The organism is Mucilaginibacter sp. GW822-FHT03E02 (assembly GCF_058801545.1).
On record NZ_JBXANJ010000001.1, the window covers coordinates 510,240 to 533,133 of the forward strand.

Here is a 22,894-nt window from a genome sequence, read left to right on the forward strand (position 1 = left end):
TTTGCATGTGTGATTTGCATGCGGGAGACGCAAAATGTTGCGTCTCTACAAAAGCGCCGTTTGCAATTATGTCATTACTGTTTTTTCAAGCATAGGCTGGTGGATACTCGCAATGACGGTTGTTTTTTAATAGCTTCTAAGTAGTTCCTTCTTGTTCCCGAATACAAAAAGAGCCCCTTAAAGGGGCTCTTTTTGTATTCGGGCTAAATTAAATGCTTATTTAATGGCCACGGGCACCACAAAGGTATCCCATTTCAGGTTGAAACCTTTTGGTGTAATGGTATAGGTAAGGCTTTCGGCTTTTGGCGCGGTTTTGCCTTTAACTGTTACCCGCAGCTGGTCGTTTTCTTGCTTATATGTGTAAGCACCCCATTGCTTAGGGTTTTTATCAAAAATAATGGTCCATGTACCGCTTGCAGATGGAATTACAAAAAAGGCATACCTGCCGGCCGGAAGAGCTTTGCCTTGAACCTTTATTGCTTTGCTGGTTGTAAAACTGGTTGCCGAATCGGCACCTGCACGCCATACTTTATCAAACGGTACCAATTCGCCTAATATTTTGCGGCCTTTTACATACGGACTTCCGTATTTGATTTTAATTAATGAGCCTGCAACTGTAGCGCTTGTACTATCGTGCGGACTGGCTGGTTTTTCCTGTGCAAAGGCCAGGCTGCTTAAAAATAAGGCAAATGCAAAAACAAATGCTGCTTTAAATTGAAAAGGTTTGTTCATAATATTTCTCATGATTTATTTGGCATAAATATAGGGTGAAATTTTGTGGGGCAGCAATTGATAAATTAAATAAACGTGTTTGGCACTTATAAAAATATGCAAACAATTAAAAACTATTGATAATCAGTATTGTTAAACTTGTAGAATAATCGCATTGCAGTTAGGAATTGACCTTAAGGTTTAAATAGCCAGAAGGTTAAACAATTGTTGTGGTTTTTTGACCCTTGCCGCAAGGCAGGGGTTTTTTATTTACTCAACTTTATAAGTATAAACGCTGCGGCCCACATTGCCGTTATCATCTATACCTTCAATAATTACGCGATAGTTGCCTTTGCCATCGCCATTGTAAAAATCAAATGATGCGCTCCCATCTTTATCGGTAACAACGTCGGGATTCCAATAAATGGTGACACGATCATCTGATTTGTTGGCCTGCTTAACCGACCCGCCGTAAGCAGGCGAGTAAAACATACGGGCTTTGTAAAAACCTTTGGGCGCGTAAGTAATAAGCCCGGGCGATAGTTTTTTATTTACAACCTGGCTTTTACTCTTTTTTGTTGTTATTATTAAAATGCCGTTTGATCCCTGGAAGCCATAAAGTGCGGCGTCGACATTTTTTAACATTTTAACGCTCTCCACATCCGATACATTTAAATCGGTAATGGATCCGCCTTGCATTCCGTCTATAATTACCAGCATGGGGCCTGCTTCTGAAATCCCTACCCTTTCGCGTAAATAAGGCACGCCGTTGGTTAATGAAACTCCGGGCAGGCGCCCCTCCAGGCTACGCCCCAATCCGGATTGATCTGTAAAATCGGTAATGGTGTTGGTGTGCGACTCTAAGTATTTATCTTTTACAATTACTTCCTTTAATAGCTTCCCGCTTGCATCGGCCATGTAAACAGATGCCAGGGCGGTTTTGCCATCGCTTTTTTCAACATCATTGCCACCCGTAAATTTGTTATTATCAGCCATCGGCGTCAACTCCTTAGTTTGATCCATAATTATCTGTGTATTACTTTTTCCTTCAGCGGTTTTCGCCTGGATTACAAAAGGGGTGTTATCTGAGTAGGCCAGGTTGGGGAAGACGAACCGGCCATTGGCATCGGTAACCTGCGTTAACATGCTGCCTCCATTTTTTGCAAGCAACGTTACATTCCCATTGGCAACCGGCGTGCCGCTGTTAGCTTTAACGGTGCCTGATATATCCAGTCCTCTTTCAACAGGATATGCCGACGCCGTTGTCTCATCGTTGCCAAGCAATTGTTTCCACTCAAACCGGCGGTAACCCTGGGTAAGCATCAGCACATCCAAATCGGCGCGGGTATCATTAGTAACGCGGTTAAAATAATAATTGGGCTGCTCAACAGAACCTTTCAAATCAGATGAGAGCAACAGGTTGGTTAAAATAGTAGTTTCTGCATTTTCATCCACCGGTATTTTTGTGGCATCAACTACCGATGCAGAAAAATAACCCATAACCGGTTTATCGTCCTTTTTGGCACTCAGCGTAAGATGTACCTTTTCCCTGGTTGTGTACGATTGTTTATTTACCGCCGCTTGCAAATTCATAAGATCATCGTTCTGAATAAATGAAAGCCGCTCGTTCATCGGCTCGCCGGTTTGCGAAAATAGTGTTACCCGTACAATGCCCGTCTGAAAGTCTTTTTTACCCAGGTTAAGATCAAGCACCTGGCCATCTAAAGTTGTTTTTACCGATCGTACAGCCCCACCACCCGAATAAATGGTGATACCAATTTCTTTGTTCTTATTGGCCAGGTAATAGGCCCGATTGGCATTAATTTCAATTAATAGCTTATCGGGGTTGGTATTATTTACAAGCAGTGCCATACCCTTTTCGTCGGCCTTTGGCAAATCAACAGTGGCGTTGGTACCATCTGCGTAAGTAAGTTTGGCTTTATAGGTTCGGCCTTCAACTGGGGTTATGTTAATAATACCCATCCCCAGGTGCCTGGTTTCAAATTTGGTTATTTCGGCATTCAGGTTATCTACAACCACGCCTTTAACACTGGCCCCCATGCCGTTATGATCAATAGCCTTAAAAGCCAGTTTAGCCGGGATATCATTTACAAAGGTTCCACCCTCCGGAAAAAACTGAATATCGTATTTATTGGCAATTTTAATTTGCTGAGTTGATAGTGCGCGCGTTGGCAATACCGGGCTGTTAATTATAATAGGCTGGTCAAAAACATTAGGGTCGCCGCTGTTCAGCATCCATTTGGTATAAGCCTTTATATGATAAAGGCCGTTTGGCAGGCTGTTTGGCAAAGCAAAATCGCCCCAGGCCAGCCCGTTGTTAACCTGTAACGTTATATATTTCACCAAAGAGTCGTTAGGGTTCATCAGGTCGGCGTGCAATACGCCGCTTAGTTTTGATAGCTGATGTTGCTCGCCAAGTGTAAGGTAGGCTTTAAAAAAGGCGGTGTCGCCGGCACTGTATGTCGTTCTGTCAAAGTGCAGATAAACTTTTTCGGTAGCTTTTGTGGTTGATAAGGTTTGAAGGCGTGATACTATTCCGTCTAACGAAAGCGGTGTTTTGGCGTCCTGCGAAAACGCGGGTACACAAAAACATAAGGCGCAAAAAAGTGCAGGTACTATCTTTTTCATGCGGGAAGTGTTTAAAAAGAGGTGATTTAAATTGGTGATTAAATATACCTCAATTAGCCGCACAAAACAAATAAAATAAGAGTCAAGAGCCAAGAATCAAGATAAGCGCAAAATGCTCAAACCTAAATATTTTCTTCGTGGGCCAATGTTTTATTGAAATCGAATAATCTACGTTCCAATTTTTTTCTTGATTCTTGCTTCTTGACTCTACTACTGTATTTCGGCATTTTCCTTTATCTCTTCCCAATATACAGTTTCCAGGTAAATACCATTTTGTATGGCCACACGGGCTTTAATGTCCTGCAGTTGATTTTTGATCTCCGTGGCGTTGAGGTCGCTGCTTAAGGAGTGATAATAAATTGCATAACCAGTTTTACTGTTTATGAATTTATAATGTTTATCAGCGGGTTTCATAACGGTTTACTTAATATTAATATAATATGGATTGCCCGCATATTGTTTTAAAAAAGCAGCAAATGTTACGCAGGTTTATTATTGGTGAAATTTATTTAATGGCAAGATACATCACCAATAATTTGATAACATTTAATTAACATTGGATTAACAATTCCGTGACCTATTGCTGCAAATTAATGGTTACATTTAGCCACGAAAATAAAAACAGCCAGCATATACTAAACAGTTAGTATACACACTGTTAAATTGATTTTTACTTAAAAAGTATCATAAAAAATTTCAATAGATGTCGATATTCCCCAACTCAAACCAGGTTTTTTATGATTTATTTAACCGGGCGGTTGACAATGCCACTCAAATGGCAACCCTGCTTAATACCGCGGTGAACTCCACTGATACCTACGAGCAAAAATTTCAGTTTACACACATTGATAAGCTAAAAACAAAAAGTTACGAAATTACACACCAGGTATTTACCGAATCGGGGCGTACGCTTATATCTCCTTTTCAGCGTAAAGATATGTGCGAACTTGCGGCGGCTATTGATGATGTGGCAGATAGCATTGCTATGGCATCGCGCAGGATAAACCTGTACGATGTGCCCAAAATAACGCCTCCTATCATTGACCTTGCCAACTTGATATTGCAAACCACCCAGGCGCTTGAAAGCGCTGTTAAAGCCATGAATAACCTGGGCAATTCGGCGCATATTTTTGAGCTTTGCAGCAATATCAAACGGCTGGAATATCAGGCCGATACCGTTTACAATGAAGCATTTGCCGATTTACTTGCCAACGAAACCGATGCCATACAACTTATAAAATACACAGACGTATTTATGGCGATGGAAACAGCAACCGATAGCTGCGAAGATGCCACTCTGATTATTGAAAGTATTTTAATAAAGAACGGCTAAAGGCTAAAGGCTAAAGGCTAAAGGCTAAAGGCTAAAGGCTAAAGGCTAAAGGCTAAAGGCTAAAGGCTAAAGGCTAAAGGCTAAAGGCTAAAGGCTAAAGGCTAAAGGCTAAAGGCTAAAGGCTAAAGGCTAAAGGCTAAAGGCTAAAGGCTAAAGGCTAAAGGCTAAAGGCTAAAGGCTAAAGGCTAAAGGCTAAAGGCTAAAGGCTAAAGGCTAAAGGCTAAAGGCTAAAGGCTAAAGGCTAAAGGCTAAAGGCTAAAGGCTAAAGGCTAAAGGCTAAAGGCTAAAGGCTAAAAAAACATCCCCGGATTTTTCAAATCCGGGGATGTTTTTTTTGAAGAAGCTTTTCGCTTTCAGCTTTAAGCCTTCGGCTTTCAGCTTACTTCCCTTTATCAGCAGGCATATCATCTTGCTTGCCGCTGTTATCATCTTTCTCTCTGTCTTTCTTAAATTCAAGCTTGCCAAATTTATAGCTGAGGCTTATGCCAAATGATTGTACCGGCACATACCTGATATTGGTTTGGTTAAAGCCGGTACCGTAGGTGGTTGAGCTTTGGCTTACATACTTGGCAAACGGATTTGATGCGGTAAGGCCAATGCTTGCTTTTTTGTTCATGAATATTTTACGCATGGCAAAATTGTAAAACACAAATTTAGGTTGTGTTCCCTGGATGCTTCTTTGCGACGAATTATAGTTGCCAAAAAACTCGGCGCTTAAATCATGACCAAAACTGTATTGCGCATTTAAGTTTAGGCGATAAGTAAAACCGCTCACACTTGGGCTGCCCGGGTTATTGCTTGTACGGTTTGAAAATATCATGTTGGTACGCAGGTTAAATTCTTTGGTGATAGGTACCGACGCGTAGATGTTAATACCCTCACGCTCCTCTGAGCCAAGATTGTACCGCTTTGTTAATGATACATTGGTATAGGTACTGCCATCAATTCTTAAAGTATCATAAAATGTAGTGTAGCGTTGCAGGTCATCTGTATTTTTACGGTAAAAGGCAGCTATATTGATGTTTGCGCCGCCATCAAACGATTTATTGTAACCCAATTCAAAGTTATCGCCACGTTCCGGTTTCAGGGTTGGATCGCCGGTGCTGATGTTGTGGGTATCGCTGATGTTAAGGAATGGGTTCAGGTCACCGTAATCAGGGCGCTCAATCCTGCGGGTATAGCTTAATTTAACCGATTGCGATTCGCTTATTTTGTGTGAGAACACCAATGAAGGTACTAATATGTTGTAGTTGGGGATATTGGTGTTCTTAAAGTCCGCAGTAGTTACCGTATATTCATCCCTTAACCCAGCCTTGATATCTAAAAAGTTATTGAATACCGAAGTAGTTAACGATAAATAATAAGCATAAATTTTACGATCATAGGTAAAACCATAGGTTTGGTTATAGTTGGGCACATTGGCGCCATTTAACAAAGTATCGGTAACTACATTGTTGTTAATGTGGTTAAAATCAAGTTTACCACCCGTTTCAATAGTGAAATTTTTGCTTACCGGGTGCGCATAATCAACAGAGATGTTGGTTTCCCTATCCTTACCCGGATTATTATTGGTAATACCGGTAGGTATGGTTCCTGCCTGCAAATTCTGCAACAGTTGCGACGAGCTAAAACTATTGTTACCAAAGCTTGATGAATACAATATATCAAGCTCCTGCCCTTCTTTGTCAAACGTTTTTTTGTAGGCCAGGCTCACATCTGTTGATGTGCCGCTAAACTTACTGCTTGATGTGCGCAGCGTTTTAATATCAGAAAGTTCTATTCCGTTCGGGTCCACTTTATTTTCGTCCTGGTTGGTTAAGCCATTGCCATGGTTACCAAAATGGTTAAAGCCCACCGATGCAGTAAGATCGTCGTGTTTGCTGATGTTCCAGGTAAAGTTTAGTCCCGATTGGTAACCATTACGCTTAAAATTATTACTGCCCTGCTGAAAAAGAGTGGTAGTGTTTCCAACGCCGTCTGTAGATGTACGGTTATTTGTATTTGGGGCATTACTGTTTATCTGCGCGTTGCCGCTAAAAAAAGCATTCACCCCAAAATTACCTTTCCGCACGTTCAGGTTAAATGATCCGTTTTCGCGGCGGGTACCTGCCGATAGGTTAACGCTGCCGTTAATACCCTCAACCCGGCTATCCTTTAAAATAATATTAATGATACCACCTGTACCTGCGGCGTCGTATTTAGCACCGGGACTGGTAACTACCTCAATACTTTTGATTTGGCTGGCCGGGATGCTGGCCAGCGCATCGGCCAGGCTGGCGCCAAATATGCTGGATGGTTTGCCATTTATTAAAAACCGGATATTGGCATTACCCTGTAACTCCACATTACCATCAATATCAACGGTAATTTGTGGTACCTTTTTCAGGATATCTATAGCAACCCCGCCCTGTGCGCTCAGATCGTTTTGGGGGTTGTATACCATTTTATCAATTTTATTTTGAACCGTTGGGGTTGTAGCAGTAATAGTTACATCTTTTAACTGGTGTGTATTAGGCGATAACAACACCTCGCCCAGGTTAGTAGTAGCGCCAGCCTTAACTACTACATGGTCAACCGTAGTACGCTGGTAACCCAAAAAGTCGGCGGTAATCCGGTATTCGCCCGGCGGAATCTGGTCGACAGTAAAATTACCTTTCGGGTCGGTGCTGATGCCATTAAACGGCGCCGCCACGCCTTGTTTATAAACAGATATGGTAGCGTAGTCAACCGCCTGTTTTGTAGCAGCATCGGTAACTTTGCCACTTATTTTGCCTTTTGGGGCAGGTGCCTGTGCTTTAACACTGATACTGAACAGTAAAAAAATAAATAATATATATCGCGCCTTCATTATCCTAAACCGATGATTTTGCCGCGAAAATGAACAGAAACATTGGATAAATCCTGTATTGTTGCGCCATTGTTACAATATCATTAACTCATTTACAATCTTGTTACAAAAGCGCGAGAATCAAGAACCAAGAATCAAGAGTTAAGATAAAAACTATTTGCTATATCGACTAAGTTTTCCGCTCCTGTCTTGAGCACGGGTTGATGTTAGCTACGTCACTTGCTTCAATCTTGATTCTTGACTCTTAACTCTTGATTCTCTTTTAAAATATCAGCACCAGAGTCCCGGCTATAATTAATAAGGCACCTATCCCGTTCTTTAACGTCAACGGCTCGCCTAAAAACACCACTGCCAATACAATGGCCAGTGCCACGCTTAACTTATCAACCGGCGCTACCTGCGATACCTTGCCCAACTGTAAAGCGCGGAAATAGCAAATCCATGAAAGGCCGGTAGCACAGCCAGACAAAATGAGGAATGTCCAATTGGTTTTAGTTAAACCACTCATTCCCTGGTTACTACCCTTAAACAACACAATGGCCCAGGCAAGTATCAGAATAACCACGGTACGAATGGCGGTTGCCAGGTCGGTATCTACTCCTTTAATGCCTATTTTGGCAAATATTGCAGTTAACGCGGCAAACAATGCCGATAGTAGAGCGTAAATCCACCACATAGTTTTGGGTTTTAAGTTGTACGTTGAAAGTTTTACGTTGTACGTATTTGTATTTCTAAACAATTAATAGGCTAATTTGCTTGACAAAGCTGTAGTAAATCTGGTCAAATCCAAAATGTATACAAATTGAGGTGCTACCTTTACCTGATTAATAATAACTAACAACCAAACGTACAACTTAAAACGTCTAACGTAAAACCTAATGAAGCTACTAATCATTGAAGACGAAGAAGGCCTGCGCGAGAGTATTGAAGAGTACTTTACCGAGGCTGGTAATATATGCGAAACCGCCGCTACCTACCCTGCGGCCATTTCTAAAATAGAAATGTATACGTACGATTGCATTTTGCTTGATATTACCCTGCCCGGTGGCAATGGTATTAATATACTTAAACGGTTAAAAGACCATAACCATACAGATGGCGTGCTCATCATATCGGCCAAAAACTCTCTTGACGACCGCTTGCAAGGCCTGGATTTGGGCGCCGATGATTACCTGGTAAAACCATTTCACCTTTCGGAGCTTAAGGCAAGGGTATCGGCCATTATCAGGCGTAAAATGTATAACGGCAGTAACCTGCTTGTTTTTAACGAAATCAGCATCGATTTGCAGGCAAAAACCGTGAGCGTGCATGATAAGCCACTTAAATTTACCCGTAAAGAGTTTGCCCTGCTTATTTATTTTATTGCCAACAAAGGTAAAGTAGTATCAAAAAATGCCATAGCCGAGCACCTTTGGGGAGATGGTATCGATTTAGCAGATAATTTCGATTTCATTTACTCGCACATAAAAAATATCCGCAAAAAGCTGGTAGAAGCCGGCGCCAACGATTATATACAGGCGGCGTATGGTATGGGCTATAAATTTGCCGGGCAATGAAACTCATTACCTTATATAACCGGGTAAACATTATTACCACCATAGTTGTAATGCTGATAACCGGCATTATATACTACCAGGCCATCAGCTGGATATTAATTGACCAGGCCGATAAATCTTTAAAGGTAGAGGAAGATGAAGTTTTTGATTATGTAAAACTCAACAAACAACTCCCCCAGGTTTTCGACTCCAAAGATCAGCAAATAAGCTTTATCCAGGCAGCACCCAATTCCGTTACACGCGAATTTATTGATACCCTGTATAAAAAAGACAAGGACGAAGTTGAGGCGGGCCGTGGGCTTATCAGTTCTGTTACTGTTAATGGCAAATACTATAAAATCCTCATCGTTGAATCGAAGGTAGAAACTGAAGATTTGATCCGGATCATCTTCACCATCACCTTTGGATTAATTTTATTTTTATTACTGGTATTGCTTGTTGCCAACAGGCTGATACTCAATCGCATTTGGCAGCCGTTTCATGCCATTTTAAAGGAGATGAAGCTATTCAACATTACCGATAACAAAGAAATTACCCAAACCGAAACCCGCATTGACGAGTTTGCCGATTTAAACCAGGCAGCCACCGCCATGACCATCAGGGCAAAGCACGATTATAAAGAACTCAAGACATTTACCGAGAACGCATCGCATGAATTGCTTACCCCCATTGCAGTCATCAACTCCAAATTAGACACCTTAATACAATCCGAAAATTTTAACGACAGGCAAAGCAAATTGCTCAACGACCTATACAGCGCAGTAGCCCGGTTAAGCCGGCTTAATCAATCGTTATTACTGTTGGTGAAAATAGAAAACCGCTTGCTTACAGATCAGCAAACCATCAACCTTAAACAATTAATTGATGAAATGCTGATACAGCTGGAAGATATCTTTGCGGATAAACAAATCACTGTAACAGCTCAATTGGAAGATAAAGAAATTTCGGGAAGCAGGTACCTTATTGAAATTTTATTGAATAACCTGATCGTTAATGCCGTACGGCATAATCATGCAGGTGGCGAAATTGTGATTAACCTGACTACAGAAGCATTAACCATTAGAAATACCGGCACCGATGAGCCGCTGGACGAGGATAAAATATTTACCCGTTTCCACAAGTCATCCCATTCTGACGGCAGCGGGCTTGGGCTTACCATCAGCAAACAAATTTGCCAAAGTCTTGATTTTAACCTTAATTATCAATACCAAAACCCTCACCATATCTTCATCATCGTTTTTTAAATTTGGTATTTTGCCATCCTAAATTTTTACAGATTTATGCTATACTTTAGCTATGTTTAAATTGAACTTATCCATCAGTTAATGAAGTGGTTTTTCGGCCTTCTATTATTTACAATTACCTACACTGCTGCAAGCGCTCAAACGTACACGCTTGATCATTATTTAGAACTTGCCCAAAATAACAGTCCGCTGTTAAAAGATTTACGCAACCAGGTTGCCAACAACCAGTTAGATAGCTTGCGCATCCGGGCGCAGTACAAGCCGCAGGTAAATGCCACCAGCGCCGGTAATTACTCGCCGGTGGTTGGGGGTTTTGGCTACGCGGGTGCCATTACCAACGAGCATACCTTAAATGCCTTAATGGGCGTAAACCAATCCTTAGATAGCAAAAAAAATATAGCAGCTCAGCTTGCGGCCATCACCTTGCTTTCGCAATCGGTAAGCAACAGTGCCAAAATATCTGAGCAGGACTTAAAAAAGGCCATTACTGCGCAATACATTACCGCTTATGGCGATTTACAACAAGTAAAATTTAACCTGGAAGTTATTGATCTGCTAAACCAGGAAGAAACGCTGCTAAAAAAACTCACCCGCACCAACGTTTACCACCAAAGCGATTATCTTACTTTTTTGGTCACTTTAAAACAGCAGCAACTGGCTTTGCAGCAATCGCGCATGCTGTATAAAAACGATTTTGCCACGCTTAACTATTTAACCGGCGTGGCCGATACCAGTTATGCCGAACTGCAGGAACCCGGCCTGCATAAAATGGTAAAGGCCGATATCAGCAACAGCATATTTTTTAGCCAGTATAAATTAGATAGCCTGAAACTGGTAAACAGCAAAACGCTGGTTGATTTTACTTACAAGCCCAAAATCAATTTACTGGCCGATGGTGGCTACAACTCCGATTTTGCATCGCAGCCCTATAAAAACTGGGGGGTAAGTGTTGGCTTTAGTTTTAGCCTGCCAATATATGATGGTGGCCAGCGTAAGCTGCAATACCGTAAACTATCCCTTGAAGAGGATACCCGCCGTACTTATAAGGCCTTTTTTGATGTACAATACCATCAGCAAATTGCGCAGCTAAATCAACAAATTGATGGCAACCAAAAATTGCTGGCTGATATTGATGAGCAAATGAAATTCTCTGAAAGCCTGATAAAGGTTGATACCAAGCTTATGCAAACCGGCGATTTACGCATTGCCGATCTGATATTGGCCATCGACAATTACCTGAGCATCAAAAATTTAAAAACACAAACCAACATTACCAATCTGCAGCTTATTAACCAGCTAAACTACTGGAACCGATAATATGAAATTTAAACATATATACCTATTTGCCTGCCTGCCGCTCCTGCTGTTTTCATGCAAGGGCGCCGATAAACCTGCCGACGGCGAAGACGCAGCCGTGGCATCGCAAACCCCTGTTACGGTAACCACCGTTACCGATAGCTCGATGGTTGATTATTTTGATGTGAGCGCTACATCTATATTCCTGCAAAAAAATGTGGTAAAGGCAAATGCCAACGGATATATTGAAGGCGTTAATACCCAACTGGGGCATTATGTTGATAAAGGATCAACCGTTTTTACCATTAAAACCAAAGAAGCCCAAAGCATAGGCAACAGCATCAATATATTGGATACTACATTTAAATTTTCGGGCGTTAACCGCATCAAAGCACCGGGCAGCGGGTACATTACCCAATTGGCCCACCAAAAAGGCGATTATGTACAAGACGGCGAACAGCTGGCCATCATCAGCGACCGATCAAGCTTTGCTTTTGTGATGCAGCTGCCTTATGAAATGCGTCGTTATGTTAAAATTGGCCAGGGCATACAACTCATTTTGCCAGGCGGCGATAAGCTGGACGGGCAAGTAGCATCTGAAATGCCATCTGTCGATACCCTGTCGCAAACACAGGGTATGGTTATCAAAGTAAACAGCGCAAACCCCATACCCGAAAATTTAGTGGCCAAGGCCAGGATCATTCGGTCATTACGATCAAATACCTCATCACTGCCCAAATCGGCCATATTAACCAACGAAACGCAGACGGATTTTTGGGTAATGAAACTTATTAACCCAACAACTGCAGTTAAAACCCCGATAACCAAAGGGATTGAAACCGGCGACAGGGTTGAAATATTAACCCCAAAATTTTCGGCAAAGGATCAAATTGTGGTAACGGGTAACTACGGGTTAACCGATACGGCCAAAGTTAAAATTGTGCAATAATGAAAACGACTCACCCCGACATCGCTACGCTCGTCACCCCTCTCTCCGCTTCGCGCATAGAGGGGTTTAAACCGGTAATTTTCTCTTACCCTCTTTGCGGCGCAGCCGGAGAGAGGGTCGGCCAGCGTAGCGTCGCCGGGGTGAGTCTAACCGCCATGTCTAATCCAACTAAACACTCATGAGCGCCGGTAAAAACTTTTTTATATCGCACCGCAAGCCTTTGGGCCTGGTACTGTTCATCTTTATTATGGGGGGCTTGTTTGCCTATTCCAGGTTGCAAACCTCGCTTTTTCCCGAAATTACTTTCCCCAAAATCAAGATCATTGCCGACCAGGGCCTGCAACCGGTAAACAAAATGATGGTTACGGTTACCAGGCCGCTCGAAAATGCCATTAAACAAGTGCCCGATCTGCAATTGGTGCGCAGTACAACCAGCCGGGGCAGTTGCGAAATATCGGCCCTGTTTAACTGGAGCGCGGATATCGACCTGAGCCAGCAGCGCATCCAATCGAGCATCGACCAGATCAAAAACGATTTACCGCCCGACGTTAATATTTCGGTGGAGAAGATGAACCCTTCTATCCTACCGGTGAGCGGGTATACGCTGGAGAGCCATACCAAATCGCCCATCGAGCTCAGGCAGATAGCCACCTATACCGTAAAACCATTTTTATCGCAGGTTGATGGCGTATCCGAGATCAGGGTTATCGGCGGTAAATTAAAGGAATACTGGCTTACGCTCGATCAGCGCAAAATGAGCTCGCTCGGCATTACGCCCGATATCATCAGCAGCACGCTGGCCACCACCAACTTTGTTAAATCGGGCGGCTACCTGTCTGATTATAAGATGCTGTACCTCACCGTTACCGATGCCACCATTAATACCAAAGATCAGCTGGAAAACCTGGTGATCAGCAATAACCGCAAAAGGGTGCTCAGGCTAAAGGATTTTTCAACCATTAATATAAACGAGGGTATTGAATACACCCGCATTAATGCCAATGGCCACGATGGTGTGCTGATAGCCGTTATTAAACAGCCCAATGCCAACCTGATATCGGTATCAAACGATATGGCCGATAAAGTACAGGCATTACAAAAAATATTGCCCGGTGGCGTCACCATAAAACCCTACTATGTACAGGCCGATTTTGTAAACGATTCGGTAAAAAGCGTGAGCGACAGCTTATGGATAGGTTTACTGCTTGCCATTATTGTGGCCGTCATTTTCCTCCGTTCGTTTAAAGCGAGCGCTACTATATTAATTACCATACCGGTAACCTTAGGCTTAACCTTATTAGTACTTTATGGCGTGGGCTATACCTTTAATATCATGACATTGGGCGCTATTGCAGCCTCGTTGGGTTTAATTATTGATGATGCCATTGTAGTGGTTGAACAAATTCACCGCACGCATGAAGAGTACCCGCACGAGTTGAGCCGGCACCTGGTACAAAAGGCAATTGATTATTTGTTCCCGGCCATGCTGGGGTCATCTATCAGCACCATTGTTATTTTTATTCCGTTTGTGCTGATGAGTGGTGTGGCGGGCGCATATTTTAAAGTACTTACCGATACCATGATCATTACCCTGGTATGCTCGTTTTTTGTAACGTGGATAGGCTTGCCGGTGATATATCTGTTGCTTACACCTAAGCCTAAATTTAAGGACATTGCCAAAGCAAAACAGGAACAGCCTCACCCGGTTAAACAACAGCGCTGGATAGCGTTCCTAATCCTTCGCCCTTATGTAGCCGTCATGATCATGATCGCTTTAATCGGCGTTATCGTATTAGTTCCATCACGCCTGGCAACCGGTTTTTTACCCGATATGGACGAGGGCAGTATTGTGCTTGATTACTCGTCGCCGCCAGGTACTTCACTGGAAGAAACCGACCGGATGCTGCGCGAGATAGAAAAGATCATTATAAAACAACCCGAGGTTGCCACCTATTCGCGCAGAACGGGTACCCAGATGGGTTTTTTCATTACAGAACCCAACCGGGGAGATTACCTCATACAACTGAAAAAAACACGGGACAAAACAACCGAAGAGGTAACCGGCGAATTGCGTAATAAAATTGCCCAAACACAGCCTGCCCTGGTAGTTGAATTTGGCCAGGTGATAACCGATATGCTGGGCGACCTGACCACCAGTGCCGAGCCTATTGAAATTAAACTTTTTGGCGATGACCCAAAAAGGCTGAACATCCTCTCAAAACAAATAGCCGCCCAGGTTGAAAAAGTAAAAGGAACTGCCGACGTATTGCCGGGCATTGTTATAGCCGGCCCCTCGGTAAGTATCGACCCACACTACGGAACACTGGCGCAGTATAATATAACTGCCGCAAGTTTGCAGCTGCAAACGCAAACAGCGTTGGAGGGCAATGTAATAGGTACCCTGCTTGAGCGGGAGCAGCTATCCCCTATCCGCATGGTTTATCCCGGCAACCGGGCTTTAACCGTTACGGGGATAAACAACCTGAACATATTTTTACCAAACGGCAGGCTGGTACCCATTAGCGAACTGGCCCAGGTAAACCTAAAACCCGGCGATGCCGAAATAAACCGCGAAAACCTGCAAAATTTAAATATTGTAACCGCCCGCTTGGATAGCACCGATTTAGGTACGGCTATACCAGCCATAAAAAAAGCCATTGCGCAAAACGTAAGCCTGCCGCAAGGTTACCATGTTGAATATGGCGGTGCTTATGCCGAGCAGCAGCAATCATTTAAAGAGTTGCTTACTATATTAATAGTAGCCAGCTTATTGGTTTTCGCGGTAATCCTGTTCTTGTTTAAACAATTCAGGATAGCGCTGCTCATTTTGGTTTTAGGCGTTTTAGGTATAGGCGGCAGCTTTTTAGCCTTATATGTAACAGGCACCCCGCTAAACGTGGGCAGCTATACGGGCCTGATTATGATAGTGGGCATCATTGGCGAAAACGCCATTTTTACCTTCCTTCAGTTTAAACAATGCGCGCTTGATAACCCGATAGATTATGCTGTAACCTACGCCATAAGTACCCGGTTACGCCCCAAACTGATGACTGCTTTGGGGGCAATTATCGCCTTAATGCCTTTGGCGTTGGGTATAGGCGCGGGGGCGCAACTGCACCAGCCTTTGGCTATTGCCGTAATAGGCGGCTTTTTGGCAGCACTACCCTTGCTGTTAATTGTACTGCCCGCTATGCTGCGTATTTTGTACCGTAATGGATTTGTACCACCGGCGGGTGAGCATGATGTAAATTCAAGTAATCCACAACCTGATAAATAATGCTAAACAAACAAATCTGATATAGGCTTTTGGCTTTGCGCCTTCTGCTTTTAGCTCATATAAACCAATATTTCTACAGATTCGATATCTAATTTCATTGCAAAATCAGATCTATCAAAATGAAAAAACAAATTTTAACTTTTGTAGTAGCAATAGTTGGTTTAGCACCTTTTACCCTAAACGCCCAAACTTATGTGGCCGATAAAACCATCTCGCTGACCGGCGATGGCGGGTACGATTACCTGGCCATTGATAAAGTAAACAACCGTTTATATGTATCGCATGGCATCCAGGTAAACGTTATCGACCTGGCTACCGATAAAGAAGTGGGCTCTATCGATAATATGAAAGGCGTACACGGCATTGCCATAGTAAATAAACTAAACCGCGGCTTTATTACCGATGGCAAGGCCAACGCGGTGGTGGCATTTGATATTAAAACGCTAAAAACCATTGCTACCATCCCACTTACAGATGCCAATGGCCCTGATGCTATTATGTACGATCCTTATTCGGACCGAATTTTCAGCTTTAACGGTGAAAGTAATAACTCGTCGGTTATAGACCCAAAAACCTTAAAACAGGTTGGTACAGTGGCCCTGGGTGGCGGCCCCGAATTTGCGGTGCCAGATGGTAAAGGCAAAATTTACAACAACCTGGAAGATAAAAACAGCCTGAATATTATTGACAGCAAAACACTTAAAGTAATCAAAAATTACCCGCTTGCACCATGCGGCGGCCCTACCGGTCTTGCTTTGGATGCTGCCAATCAGCGCGTATTTACTGTTTGCCGCGAAAATAAAGGGATGAGCGTTGTTGATATTAATACCGGGAAAGTAACTGCTACCATACCTATTGGCGCAGGTGTTGACGCAGTAGCCTATGACGCCGAAACAAAACTAATTTTTTGCTCCAATGGCGATGGTACAACCACCATTATCAAACAAAAATCGGCAGATGAATACAGTGTTATTCAAACCCTGAAAACGGCTGTTCGTGCTAAAACTTTAGCACTGGATACCAAAACCCACAAAATTTACTTAAGCGTGGCCGAGTTTGAGCCTGGCACACGCAAAGCCCTGCCCGGCACATTTAAAGTACTGGTTTACAAGCTACAGTAAGCTTATTTTGTATATAAAAAAATCATGAAATGTTTGTGAATTTTAGATAACTAACTTTTATTTTGACTGCAAAATGATATTTTTAAAACGTTATTCCTATATTTAACGTTTATACATTATATGATTAAAAGAACTGATTTTGTTTACTCGTCCGAGTCTGAACCACATCGTATCCGTACAAAAAAGATTTTAAAGCAGTTTCCGCAATTGCGTAAGCTGATAGGTAAAAACCCCAATACCATATTTGCTATTATCGGTTTGGTAGCATTCCAGGTGGTTTTAGCTTGGTTTTTGCGCGACCAATCATGGTGGTGGGTATTTGGCGCGGCCTACCTGTTGGGCGCCTTTGCCGATCATGCATTATTTGTGATGATTCACGAATGTACCCACCAGTTGCTGTTTAAAAACCGTAACGCCAACCGTTGGGCATCTATGTTTGCCAATTTGCCGCAAATATTGCCAAGCGCTATCTCCTTCGAAAAGTACCATATCAAGCACCACTCTTTTCAGGGTGTTCATGAACTGGATGCCGATTTGCCCAACAAATGGGAAGCAAAACTCATCAGCAATTCTTTTTTTGGCAAGGCTATCTGGCTGCTGTTTTTCCCGGTATTCCAGCTTTTCCGCTTATCCAGGTTAAGGGAAATACACCCTATTGACGGTTGGATAGTTACTAACTTTTTATTGCAGGTTATTTTTACCACGGCTATAGCTTATTTTATGGGCTGGCACTCGGTAGCATTTTTACTGCTTAGTTTTTCCTTCTCGGTAGGCTTGCACCCGCTTGGCGCCCGTTGGATACAGGAGCATTACCTTACCCACAGTGTTGAGCAGGAAACTTACAGTTACTATGGTAATTTTAACGCGGTGGCCTTTAATGTAGGCTTCCATAATGAGCACCACGATTTTCCTTCTATCCCCTGGAATAAATTGCCCGAGATCAAGAAAACCGCCCCTGAATACTACGATACCCTGTACTATCACACCTCATGGACAAAACTGTTTTTCCAGTTTCTGTTTGATCGCGAAATTTCACTTTTTAACCGCATATTGCGTAAGGACCGCGGCCGGGTTGCACTCACCGATGTATCCAAGCCCGATGTGGAAATGGAAATGGTAAAAGAACACTAAAACAAGAAAGGGCATTGATCAGATGCCCTTCCTTGTTTTAACACACTACCTTGGCCGCTAATGGCTTACAATTTAAAAACAACTAAAAGTATGCTCATTTTTTTTGACAGAAAAATGAATATTTAATGAAGAATTAACATAGGATTAAGGTAATTGTAACAAAGTTATTATCTTTAAGTCTCTATTTTAATTTGACTATGCACAAACTGATCTCCTTTTTTTCTCAGCACGAAGATCTCACGCAAGTACTTTTATACGCCGGTGTAATAACGGGCTTATGGTTTGCCGAAATGCTGGCCTCATTTGACGGAATAAAGATCAAATGGAAACATACCTCGGTTAATACCCTATTCATATTTACTGCCCTGCCTATCCAATTGGTATTAACCACCTTTGTAGTTTTAATATCCGGCTGGGCCACTGCCCACCATTGGGGGCTTATCAATTTCATCCCTTTTCGCACCAGTCTCTGGGTATATTACATCGTGATGTTTATGATGATGGATTTTTGCGAATATGTGTACCATGTTACCATGCACAAGATAGAGCCCCTATGGAAATTTCACCTGGTGCATCATAGCGATCTTAAGGTAGATGTATCTACCACCATTAGGGAGCATCCTTGCGAAACCTGTATCCGCACCTGCTTTTTAATGCTTTGGGTATTTATTTGCGGCCCGGCTATTGGCGTTTTAATATTAAGGCAAACCTTTCAGTCGTTTTCAAATATTGTTGCCCATACCGAGTTCCAGCTACCTTCCAGGCTAAACAAAATTATTGGCCTGGTATTTATTACCCCCAACCTGCACCACGTACACCATCACTACCAGCTACCCTACACCGACCGTAACTATGGCGATGTACTAAGCATCTGGGACAGGCTGTTTGGCACCTACGCCAATGTTGATAGGGAAGATATCGTTTTTGGAATTGACACCCATATGGATGAAAATCTGAATGGAAAATTTTTAAATGTAATAAAACTTCCGTTTCAAAAGTTTGATCATCCCCAAAGGCGCAAACAGGCGTAAATTTGGAAACGGTGCTGATGTGACCTTAAACGGCATGTTAACGCTGTAGCATATTTTTTGGCCACATTTTTGCACACATTATTAACAATTGTATTTAATTAATGCGAACTTCATACTAATGTGATTTATTTGCGTTATTATTTGCAACATTAACATGAGCCGAAGAAAGAAATTACAGATCCTGATACCTTTTGTAATGCTGCTGTTTTTAGGCGCATATGCCAAGCATCGTTTACTGGATAAAAAACCAATAAGCGGCACGCTAAACAGCAAACTAATGGACGAAACATCCGGAATAGCGGCTTCATCTATCAACCCCGATGTATATTATGTACATAATGATAGCGGCGATACCAGCCGTTTTTTTTCGATAAGCCCCGAGGGCAAGTTAAAAGCTACCATTTATTTTAAAGGCGACAAAAATATACATTTAGGTGTTCAGGATTGCGAGGATATTGCCGTTGGCCCCGGTCCACGAAAAGGTAAAAGTTATGTTTACCTGGGCGATATTGGCGATAACTCCCAAAACAGGAAGGTAATTACCATTTACCGTTTTTTGGAAAACACACTATGGGCGCAAGATACTACAACACACGCGGTACCCGTAGCTGTTAATTTAAAGTATCCGGATGGCCCGAAAGATGCCGAAACTTTAATGATTGACCCGGTGGAAAAGCTTTTATACATTGTAACCAAGCGCAGCGACACCGTAGCGGTTTATACATCGCCATTAAGTTATAAAGCCAATGATACACTTACCCTAACCAGGCGTACCAAGCTGTTCTTCCCCGGTTTTAAAGGGTTTAAATGGATTACGGCGGGCGATGTCTCTAAAGATGGCCAGCAGATACTTTTAAAAAGCTACGAAAAAGTTTACTACTGGCAACGCCAGCCCAATGAGCATATATGGGATGCCATGGCCAGGAAACCAAGGGAGCTGCCTTACACCGTTGAAAAACAAGGCGAAGCCATAGGCTTTACACCCGACGGCAAAGGATACTATACTACCAGCGAAGGGGTATTCTCGCCTATTTACTATTACGACAGCCCGGAGAAGTAATTTTGCCGTCGTATGTCGGCGAATCGACTCACCCCGACGACCCCGATAAAATATCGGGGCGTCTGCTCTCTCCGAACTGCGTCGCATAGAGGGGCGAAAAAGTTGTTTTTCTTTCCTCAACCCTCTTCGCGGCGCAGCCGGAGAGAGGGTCGGCCAGCGCAGCGTAGCCGGGGTGAGTCGTGACCAGCGTTCAATCGAATATTCGTGTAAGCTCTTCTAACATGTCAGCTGAGTTGTAAAATTCCGCAAAATTCCGAAGAGGGAATGACGTCGTAAAAAGGGTTGTCATGGTGAGCTTGTCGAACCATAGCGGGTAAAGGCCTCTACGCGCGACCCTTCGACAGTCTGCCATTGACACATTTGTAACTATCTGATTATCAATTATGAAAAAGTGTCATTTGCAATGCGATCATTTGTGCGCAAATAAAGATTACTCAGGGTGACAGGCCTACGCACTTCGAAGGTAGTACGTATCATCAGTTTCGCAAAATTCTGAAGCTAACTGCCATCATAATCTCATAAATAAATATTTTTTATAAATGAATGAATATTTATTTATCTTTGTTTCATCATGAGATTGAGAGATACAGACAAGGTACAGTTAGTAAAACAGAAAGCCATCGAATTAATAATAAAAGATGGGCTGGAAGGATTTAGCATGAATAAGCTGGCCCGGGCCTGTCAAATTTCGGTAGCCACGCTTTACATATACTATAAAGATCGCGACGATCTGATCATTAACATCGCCGTGGAAGAATTACGGTTAATGGAAGAGACAATTGTAAAAGACTTTGATCCAGGGATGACTTTTGAGCAAGGCCTGCGCAGGCAATGGGAAAACCGCTACCGCTACGCTGTAGAAAAGCCAGGTATCAATTTATTTTTTGATCAGCTGCGCAGTTCCAGCTACCAGGAACAATTTCTGTCGGGCTATATGGCCGACTTTAAGGCGATAATGGGTAGCTTCATGCAAAACGTTATTGAGCGGGGCGAGATTGATGCGATGCCTTTTGAAATATACTGGTCGATAGCGTTTGCACCTTTTTATAACCTGATCCGTTTTGATAAAGAAGGTAAAAGCATGAGCGGTATGCCCTTTAAACTAACAGACGAGATACTCTGGAAAACCTTCGACCTGGTGATAAAAGCTCTTAAAAAATAAGCGTATGGATACTACAGAAGATTTTAAACACATACTGTTATTTAAAACTAACATTAACAGCGATACCGAAAAGCAATTTTTACATGGCTTGTTTGACGGCAACCCCGATATAAAATGCTGGAACATTGATATGGATGATAGCGACCACGTGCTGCGGGTAGTATCAGCAACGCTATCGCACATGCAAATAATTGAAATGATAAATCATCGCGGCTATCAATGCTGCGAATTAACCTGACCAAAATAAAATGGAAAATCAACAACCTTTAGCCTTTACAGGCTACCAAAAACTGGTAATATTTTTACTGGCTATCACCCAGTTTACCGTGATACTCGATTTTATGGTGATGTCGCCGCTTGGCGATATGCTTATGAAATCGCTTAACCTAAAACCTTCGGCTTTTGGTATCGCTGTATCGGCCTATGCCTTTAGTGCAGGCATTTCGGGTTTACTAACCGCCGGCTTCGCCGATAAGTTCGACCGTAAAAAGTTACTGTTGTTTTTCTATATCGGCTTTATTGCCGGTACCATATTTTGCGGCATGGCCCAGTCATACGTGGTGCTGGTAGCCGCGCGTATTATTACCGGGCTGTTTGGAGGCGTAATCGGCTCCATATCAATGGCCATCGTTACCGACTTGTTTGCATTACAGCAACGCGGGCGCGTTATGGGGTTTATACAAATGGGCTTTGGCGGCAGCCAGGTTTTAGGCGTACCTATAGGCCTGTATTTAGCCAACGCCTGGAGTTGGGAAGCACCGTTTTGGATGGTAGCCGCATTGAGCATCTGTATTGCCACGTTAATAGCCGTCAAACTGCAACCTATCGTAAAACATCTATCGGTACAAACAGATAGATCGGCATATAAACACCTGCTGCATACTGTGGGCAAAGCCAATTACCGGGTAGGCTTTGCCGCTACCGCGCTGTTATCAATTGGTGGTTTTATGATGATGCCCTTCGGCAGCGCCTTTGCCGTTAACAACCTTGGGCTAACCAACCAGCAGCTACCCTTATTGTTTATGGTATCGGGCGTAAGTTCACTGATCATAATGCCACTGATAGGCAAGCTAAGCGATAAGATAGATAAGTTTAAAATATTTGCAACCGCATCCATATGGATGATGCTGATGTGCGTGGTATATACCAACCTGGGGGTAACACCATTAATATTGGTGATGATATTAAATATATTAATGATGATGGGCATCATGAGCCGCATGATACCGTCATCGGCACTCACCAGCGCAGTTCCCGAAATGGCCGACCGTGGCGCGTTCATGAGCATTAACGCATCGCTGCAACAAATAGCAGGTGGTGTTGCCGCCGCGGTTGCCGGTATGATAGTTACGCAGCAAAGCAAAGGCAGCCCCCTGCAGCATTACAATACTGTAGGTTATGTGATAGTTGGCATCTCGGTTTTAGGTATCTTTTTAATGTGGCGCGTAAATAACCTTATTAAGCAAAAAGCGGATAGCAATAAGATAGTGATACCCGAAGACGCGGTGATTCACGAGGCTATGTAA

18 protein-coding genes are annotated in these 22,894 nt (G+C 42.9%); 13 read left to right on the plus strand and 5 right to left on the minus strand.

What is annotated here, in order from left to right; translation table 11 throughout:
• Positions 1 to 216: 216 nt before the first annotated feature.
• From AC1RM2_RS01840 to AC1RM2_RS01850, 3 genes are all read right to left on the minus strand, one after another.
• Entirely contained in the window at positions 217 to 732 is a 516-nt protein-coding gene (locus AC1RM2_RS01840; protein ID WP_492982812.1) for a DUF2911 domain-containing protein, read from the minus strand.
• 249 nt (positions 733 to 981) lie between these two features.
• Entirely contained in the window at positions 982 to 3,360 is a 2,379-nt protein-coding gene (locus AC1RM2_RS01845) for a carboxypeptidase regulatory-like domain-containing protein (RefSeq protein WP_492982814.1), read from the minus strand.
• A 210-nt stretch (positions 3,361 to 3,570) separates the two neighbouring features.
• A complete protein-coding gene (locus tag AC1RM2_RS01850) occupies positions 3,571 to 3,774 on the minus strand; it encodes a hypothetical protein (protein ID WP_147058944.1) in 204 nt (67 codons plus the stop codon).
• 289 nt (positions 3,775 to 4,063) lie between these two features.
• Here AC1RM2_RS01850 and AC1RM2_RS01855 point away from each other — a divergent pair, with 289 nt between their 5' ends.
• The gene (locus AC1RM2_RS01855; protein WP_492982816.1) at positions 4,064 to 4,693 is read left to right on the plus strand and encodes a DUF47 domain-containing protein; all 630 of its coding nucleotides are present in this window, start codon (positions 4,064 to 4,066) and stop codon (positions 4,691 to 4,693) included.
• Positions 4,694 to 5,072: 379 nt separating this feature from the next.
• Here the strand turns inward: AC1RM2_RS01855 and AC1RM2_RS01860 are convergent, their stop codons facing one another.
• Positions 5,073 to 7,541 carry a TonB-dependent receptor domain-containing protein gene (locus AC1RM2_RS01860; RefSeq protein ID WP_492982818.1) on the minus strand — a complete coding sequence of 823 codons (2,469 nt, stop codon included), beginning with the start codon at positions 7,539 to 7,541 and terminating at the stop codon, positions 5,073 to 5,075.
• A 262-nt stretch (positions 7,542 to 7,803) separates the two neighbouring features.
• Complete coding sequence (locus AC1RM2_RS01865; protein ID WP_477357661.1) at positions 7,804 to 8,217, minus strand: EamA family transporter; 414 nt, start codon at positions 8,215 to 8,217, stop codon at positions 7,804 to 7,806.
• A 202-nt stretch (positions 8,218 to 8,419) separates the two neighbouring features.
• Between AC1RM2_RS01865 and AC1RM2_RS01870 the strand changes: the two genes are divergently transcribed.
• The 12 genes from AC1RM2_RS01870 to AC1RM2_RS01925 all read left to right on the plus strand — a co-directional run bounded on the left by AC1RM2_RS01870 (position 8,420) and on the right by AC1RM2_RS01925 (position 22,894).
• On the plus strand, positions 8,420 to 9,097 hold the full coding sequence (locus AC1RM2_RS01870) for a response regulator transcription factor (protein ID WP_090649621.1): 678 nt from the start codon (positions 8,420 to 8,422) through the stop codon (positions 9,095 to 9,097).
• Positions 9,094 to 10,341: a sensor histidine kinase gene (locus tag AC1RM2_RS01875; RefSeq protein WP_492982821.1), complete on the plus strand. Its 1,248-nt coding sequence runs from the start codon at positions 9,094 to 9,096 to the stop codon at positions 10,339 to 10,341. Before AC1RM2_RS01870 ends, AC1RM2_RS01875 begins: the two co-directional genes overlap by 4 nt.
• Before the next feature lie 81 nt (positions 10,342 to 10,422).
• Positions 10,423 to 11,658, plus strand: coding sequence for a TolC family protein (locus AC1RM2_RS01880; RefSeq protein WP_492982823.1), 1,236 nt, complete (start codon positions 10,423 to 10,425; stop codon positions 11,656 to 11,658).
• Position 11,659: 1 nt separating this feature from the next.
• Positions 11,660 to 12,586, plus strand: coding sequence for an efflux RND transporter periplasmic adaptor subunit (locus tag AC1RM2_RS01885; RefSeq protein WP_492982825.1), 927 nt, complete (start codon positions 11,660 to 11,662; stop codon positions 12,584 to 12,586).
• 178 nt (positions 12,587 to 12,764) lie between these two features.
• Positions 12,765 to 15,863, plus strand: coding sequence for an efflux RND transporter permease subunit (locus tag AC1RM2_RS01890; protein WP_492982827.1), 3,099 nt, complete (start codon positions 12,765 to 12,767; stop codon positions 15,861 to 15,863).
• Positions 15,864 to 15,982: 119 nt separating this feature from the next.
• Complete coding sequence (locus tag AC1RM2_RS01895; RefSeq protein WP_492982829.1) at positions 15,983 to 16,984, plus strand: YncE family protein; 1,002 nt, start codon at positions 15,983 to 15,985, stop codon at positions 16,982 to 16,984.
• A 120-nt stretch (positions 16,985 to 17,104) separates the two neighbouring features.
• Positions 17,105 to 18,115, plus strand: a complete 1,011-nt coding sequence (locus AC1RM2_RS01900; protein WP_492982831.1) for a fatty acid desaturase — start codon at positions 17,105 to 17,107, stop codon at positions 18,113 to 18,115.
• 197 nt (positions 18,116 to 18,312) lie between these two features.
• The gene (locus AC1RM2_RS01905) at positions 18,313 to 19,146 is read left to right on the plus strand and encodes a sterol desaturase family protein (RefSeq protein ID WP_492982833.1); all 834 of its coding nucleotides are present in this window, start codon (positions 18,313 to 18,315) and stop codon (positions 19,144 to 19,146) included.
• A 154-nt stretch (positions 19,147 to 19,300) separates the two neighbouring features.
• Entirely contained in the window at positions 19,301 to 20,206 is a 906-nt protein-coding gene (locus AC1RM2_RS01910) for a hypothetical protein (protein ID WP_492982835.1), read from the plus strand.
• Between the two features lie 571 nt (positions 20,207 to 20,777).
• A complete protein-coding gene (locus AC1RM2_RS01915) occupies positions 20,778 to 21,368 on the plus strand; it encodes a TetR/AcrR family transcriptional regulator (protein WP_492982837.1) in 591 nt (196 codons plus the stop codon).
• Between the two features lie 4 nt (positions 21,369 to 21,372).
• Positions 21,373 to 21,606, plus strand: coding sequence for a hypothetical protein (locus tag AC1RM2_RS01920; RefSeq protein WP_492982839.1), 234 nt, complete (start codon positions 21,373 to 21,375; stop codon positions 21,604 to 21,606).
• A gap of 10 nt (positions 21,607 to 21,616) precedes the next feature.
• A complete protein-coding gene (locus tag AC1RM2_RS01925) occupies positions 21,617 to 22,894 on the plus strand; it encodes an MFS transporter (RefSeq protein WP_492982841.1) in 1,278 nt (425 codons plus the stop codon).

Bases quoted from the DNA above. Each gene is read 5' to 3' on its own strand.
- AC1RM2_RS01910 (WP_492982835.1), top strand. From the start codon at position 19,301: ATGAGCCGAAGAAAGAAATTACAGATCCTGATACCTTTTGTAATGCTG.
- AC1RM2_RS01855 (WP_492982816.1), top strand. From the start codon at position 4,064: ATGTCGATATTCCCCAACTCAAACCAGGTTTTTTATGATTTATTTAAC.
- AC1RM2_RS01920 (WP_492982839.1), top strand. From the start codon at position 21,373: ATGGATACTACAGAAGATTTTAAACACATACTGTTATTTAAAACTAAC.
- AC1RM2_RS01885 (WP_492982825.1), top strand. From the start codon at position 11,660: ATGAAATTTAAACATATATACCTATTTGCCTGCCTGCCGCTCCTGCTG.
- AC1RM2_RS01875 (WP_492982821.1), top strand. From the start codon at position 9,094: ATGAAACTCATTACCTTATATAACCGGGTAAACATTATTACCACCATA.
- AC1RM2_RS01880 (WP_492982823.1), top strand. From the start codon at position 10,423: ATGAAGTGGTTTTTCGGCCTTCTATTATTTACAATTACCTACACTGCT.
- AC1RM2_RS01845 (WP_492982814.1), bottom strand. From the start codon at position 3,360: ATGAAAAAGATAGTACCTGCACTTTTTTGCGCCTTATGTTTTTGTGTA.
- AC1RM2_RS01890 (WP_492982827.1), top strand. From the start codon at position 12,765: ATGAGCGCCGGTAAAAACTTTTTTATATCGCACCGCAAGCCTTTGGGC.
- AC1RM2_RS01905 (WP_492982833.1), top strand. From the start codon at position 18,313: ATGCACAAACTGATCTCCTTTTTTTCTCAGCACGAAGATCTCACGCAA.
- AC1RM2_RS01865 (WP_477357661.1), bottom strand. From the start codon at position 8,217: ATGTGGTGGATTTACGCTCTACTATCGGCATTGTTTGCCGCGTTAACT.
- AC1RM2_RS01850 (WP_147058944.1), bottom strand. From the start codon at position 3,774: ATGAAACCCGCTGATAAACATTATAAATTCATAAACAGTAAAACTGGT.
- AC1RM2_RS01840 (WP_492982812.1), bottom strand. From the start codon at position 732: ATGAACAAACCTTTTCAATTTAAAGCAGCATTTGTTTTTGCATTTGCC.
- AC1RM2_RS01895 (WP_492982829.1), top strand. From the start codon at position 15,983: ATGAAAAAACAAATTTTAACTTTTGTAGTAGCAATAGTTGGTTTAGCA.
- AC1RM2_RS01860 (WP_492982818.1), bottom strand. From the start codon at position 7,541: ATGAAGGCGCGATATATATTATTTATTTTTTTACTGTTCAGTATCAGT.
- AC1RM2_RS01870 (WP_090649621.1), top strand. From the start codon at position 8,420: ATGAAGCTACTAATCATTGAAGACGAAGAAGGCCTGCGCGAGAGTATT.
- AC1RM2_RS01915 (WP_492982837.1), top strand. From the start codon at position 20,778: ATGAGATTGAGAGATACAGACAAGGTACAGTTAGTAAAACAGAAAGCC.
- AC1RM2_RS01925 (WP_492982841.1), top strand. From the start codon at position 21,617: ATGGAAAATCAACAACCTTTAGCCTTTACAGGCTACCAAAAACTGGTA.
- AC1RM2_RS01900 (WP_492982831.1), top strand. From the start codon at position 17,105: ATGATTAAAAGAACTGATTTTGTTTACTCGTCCGAGTCTGAACCACAT.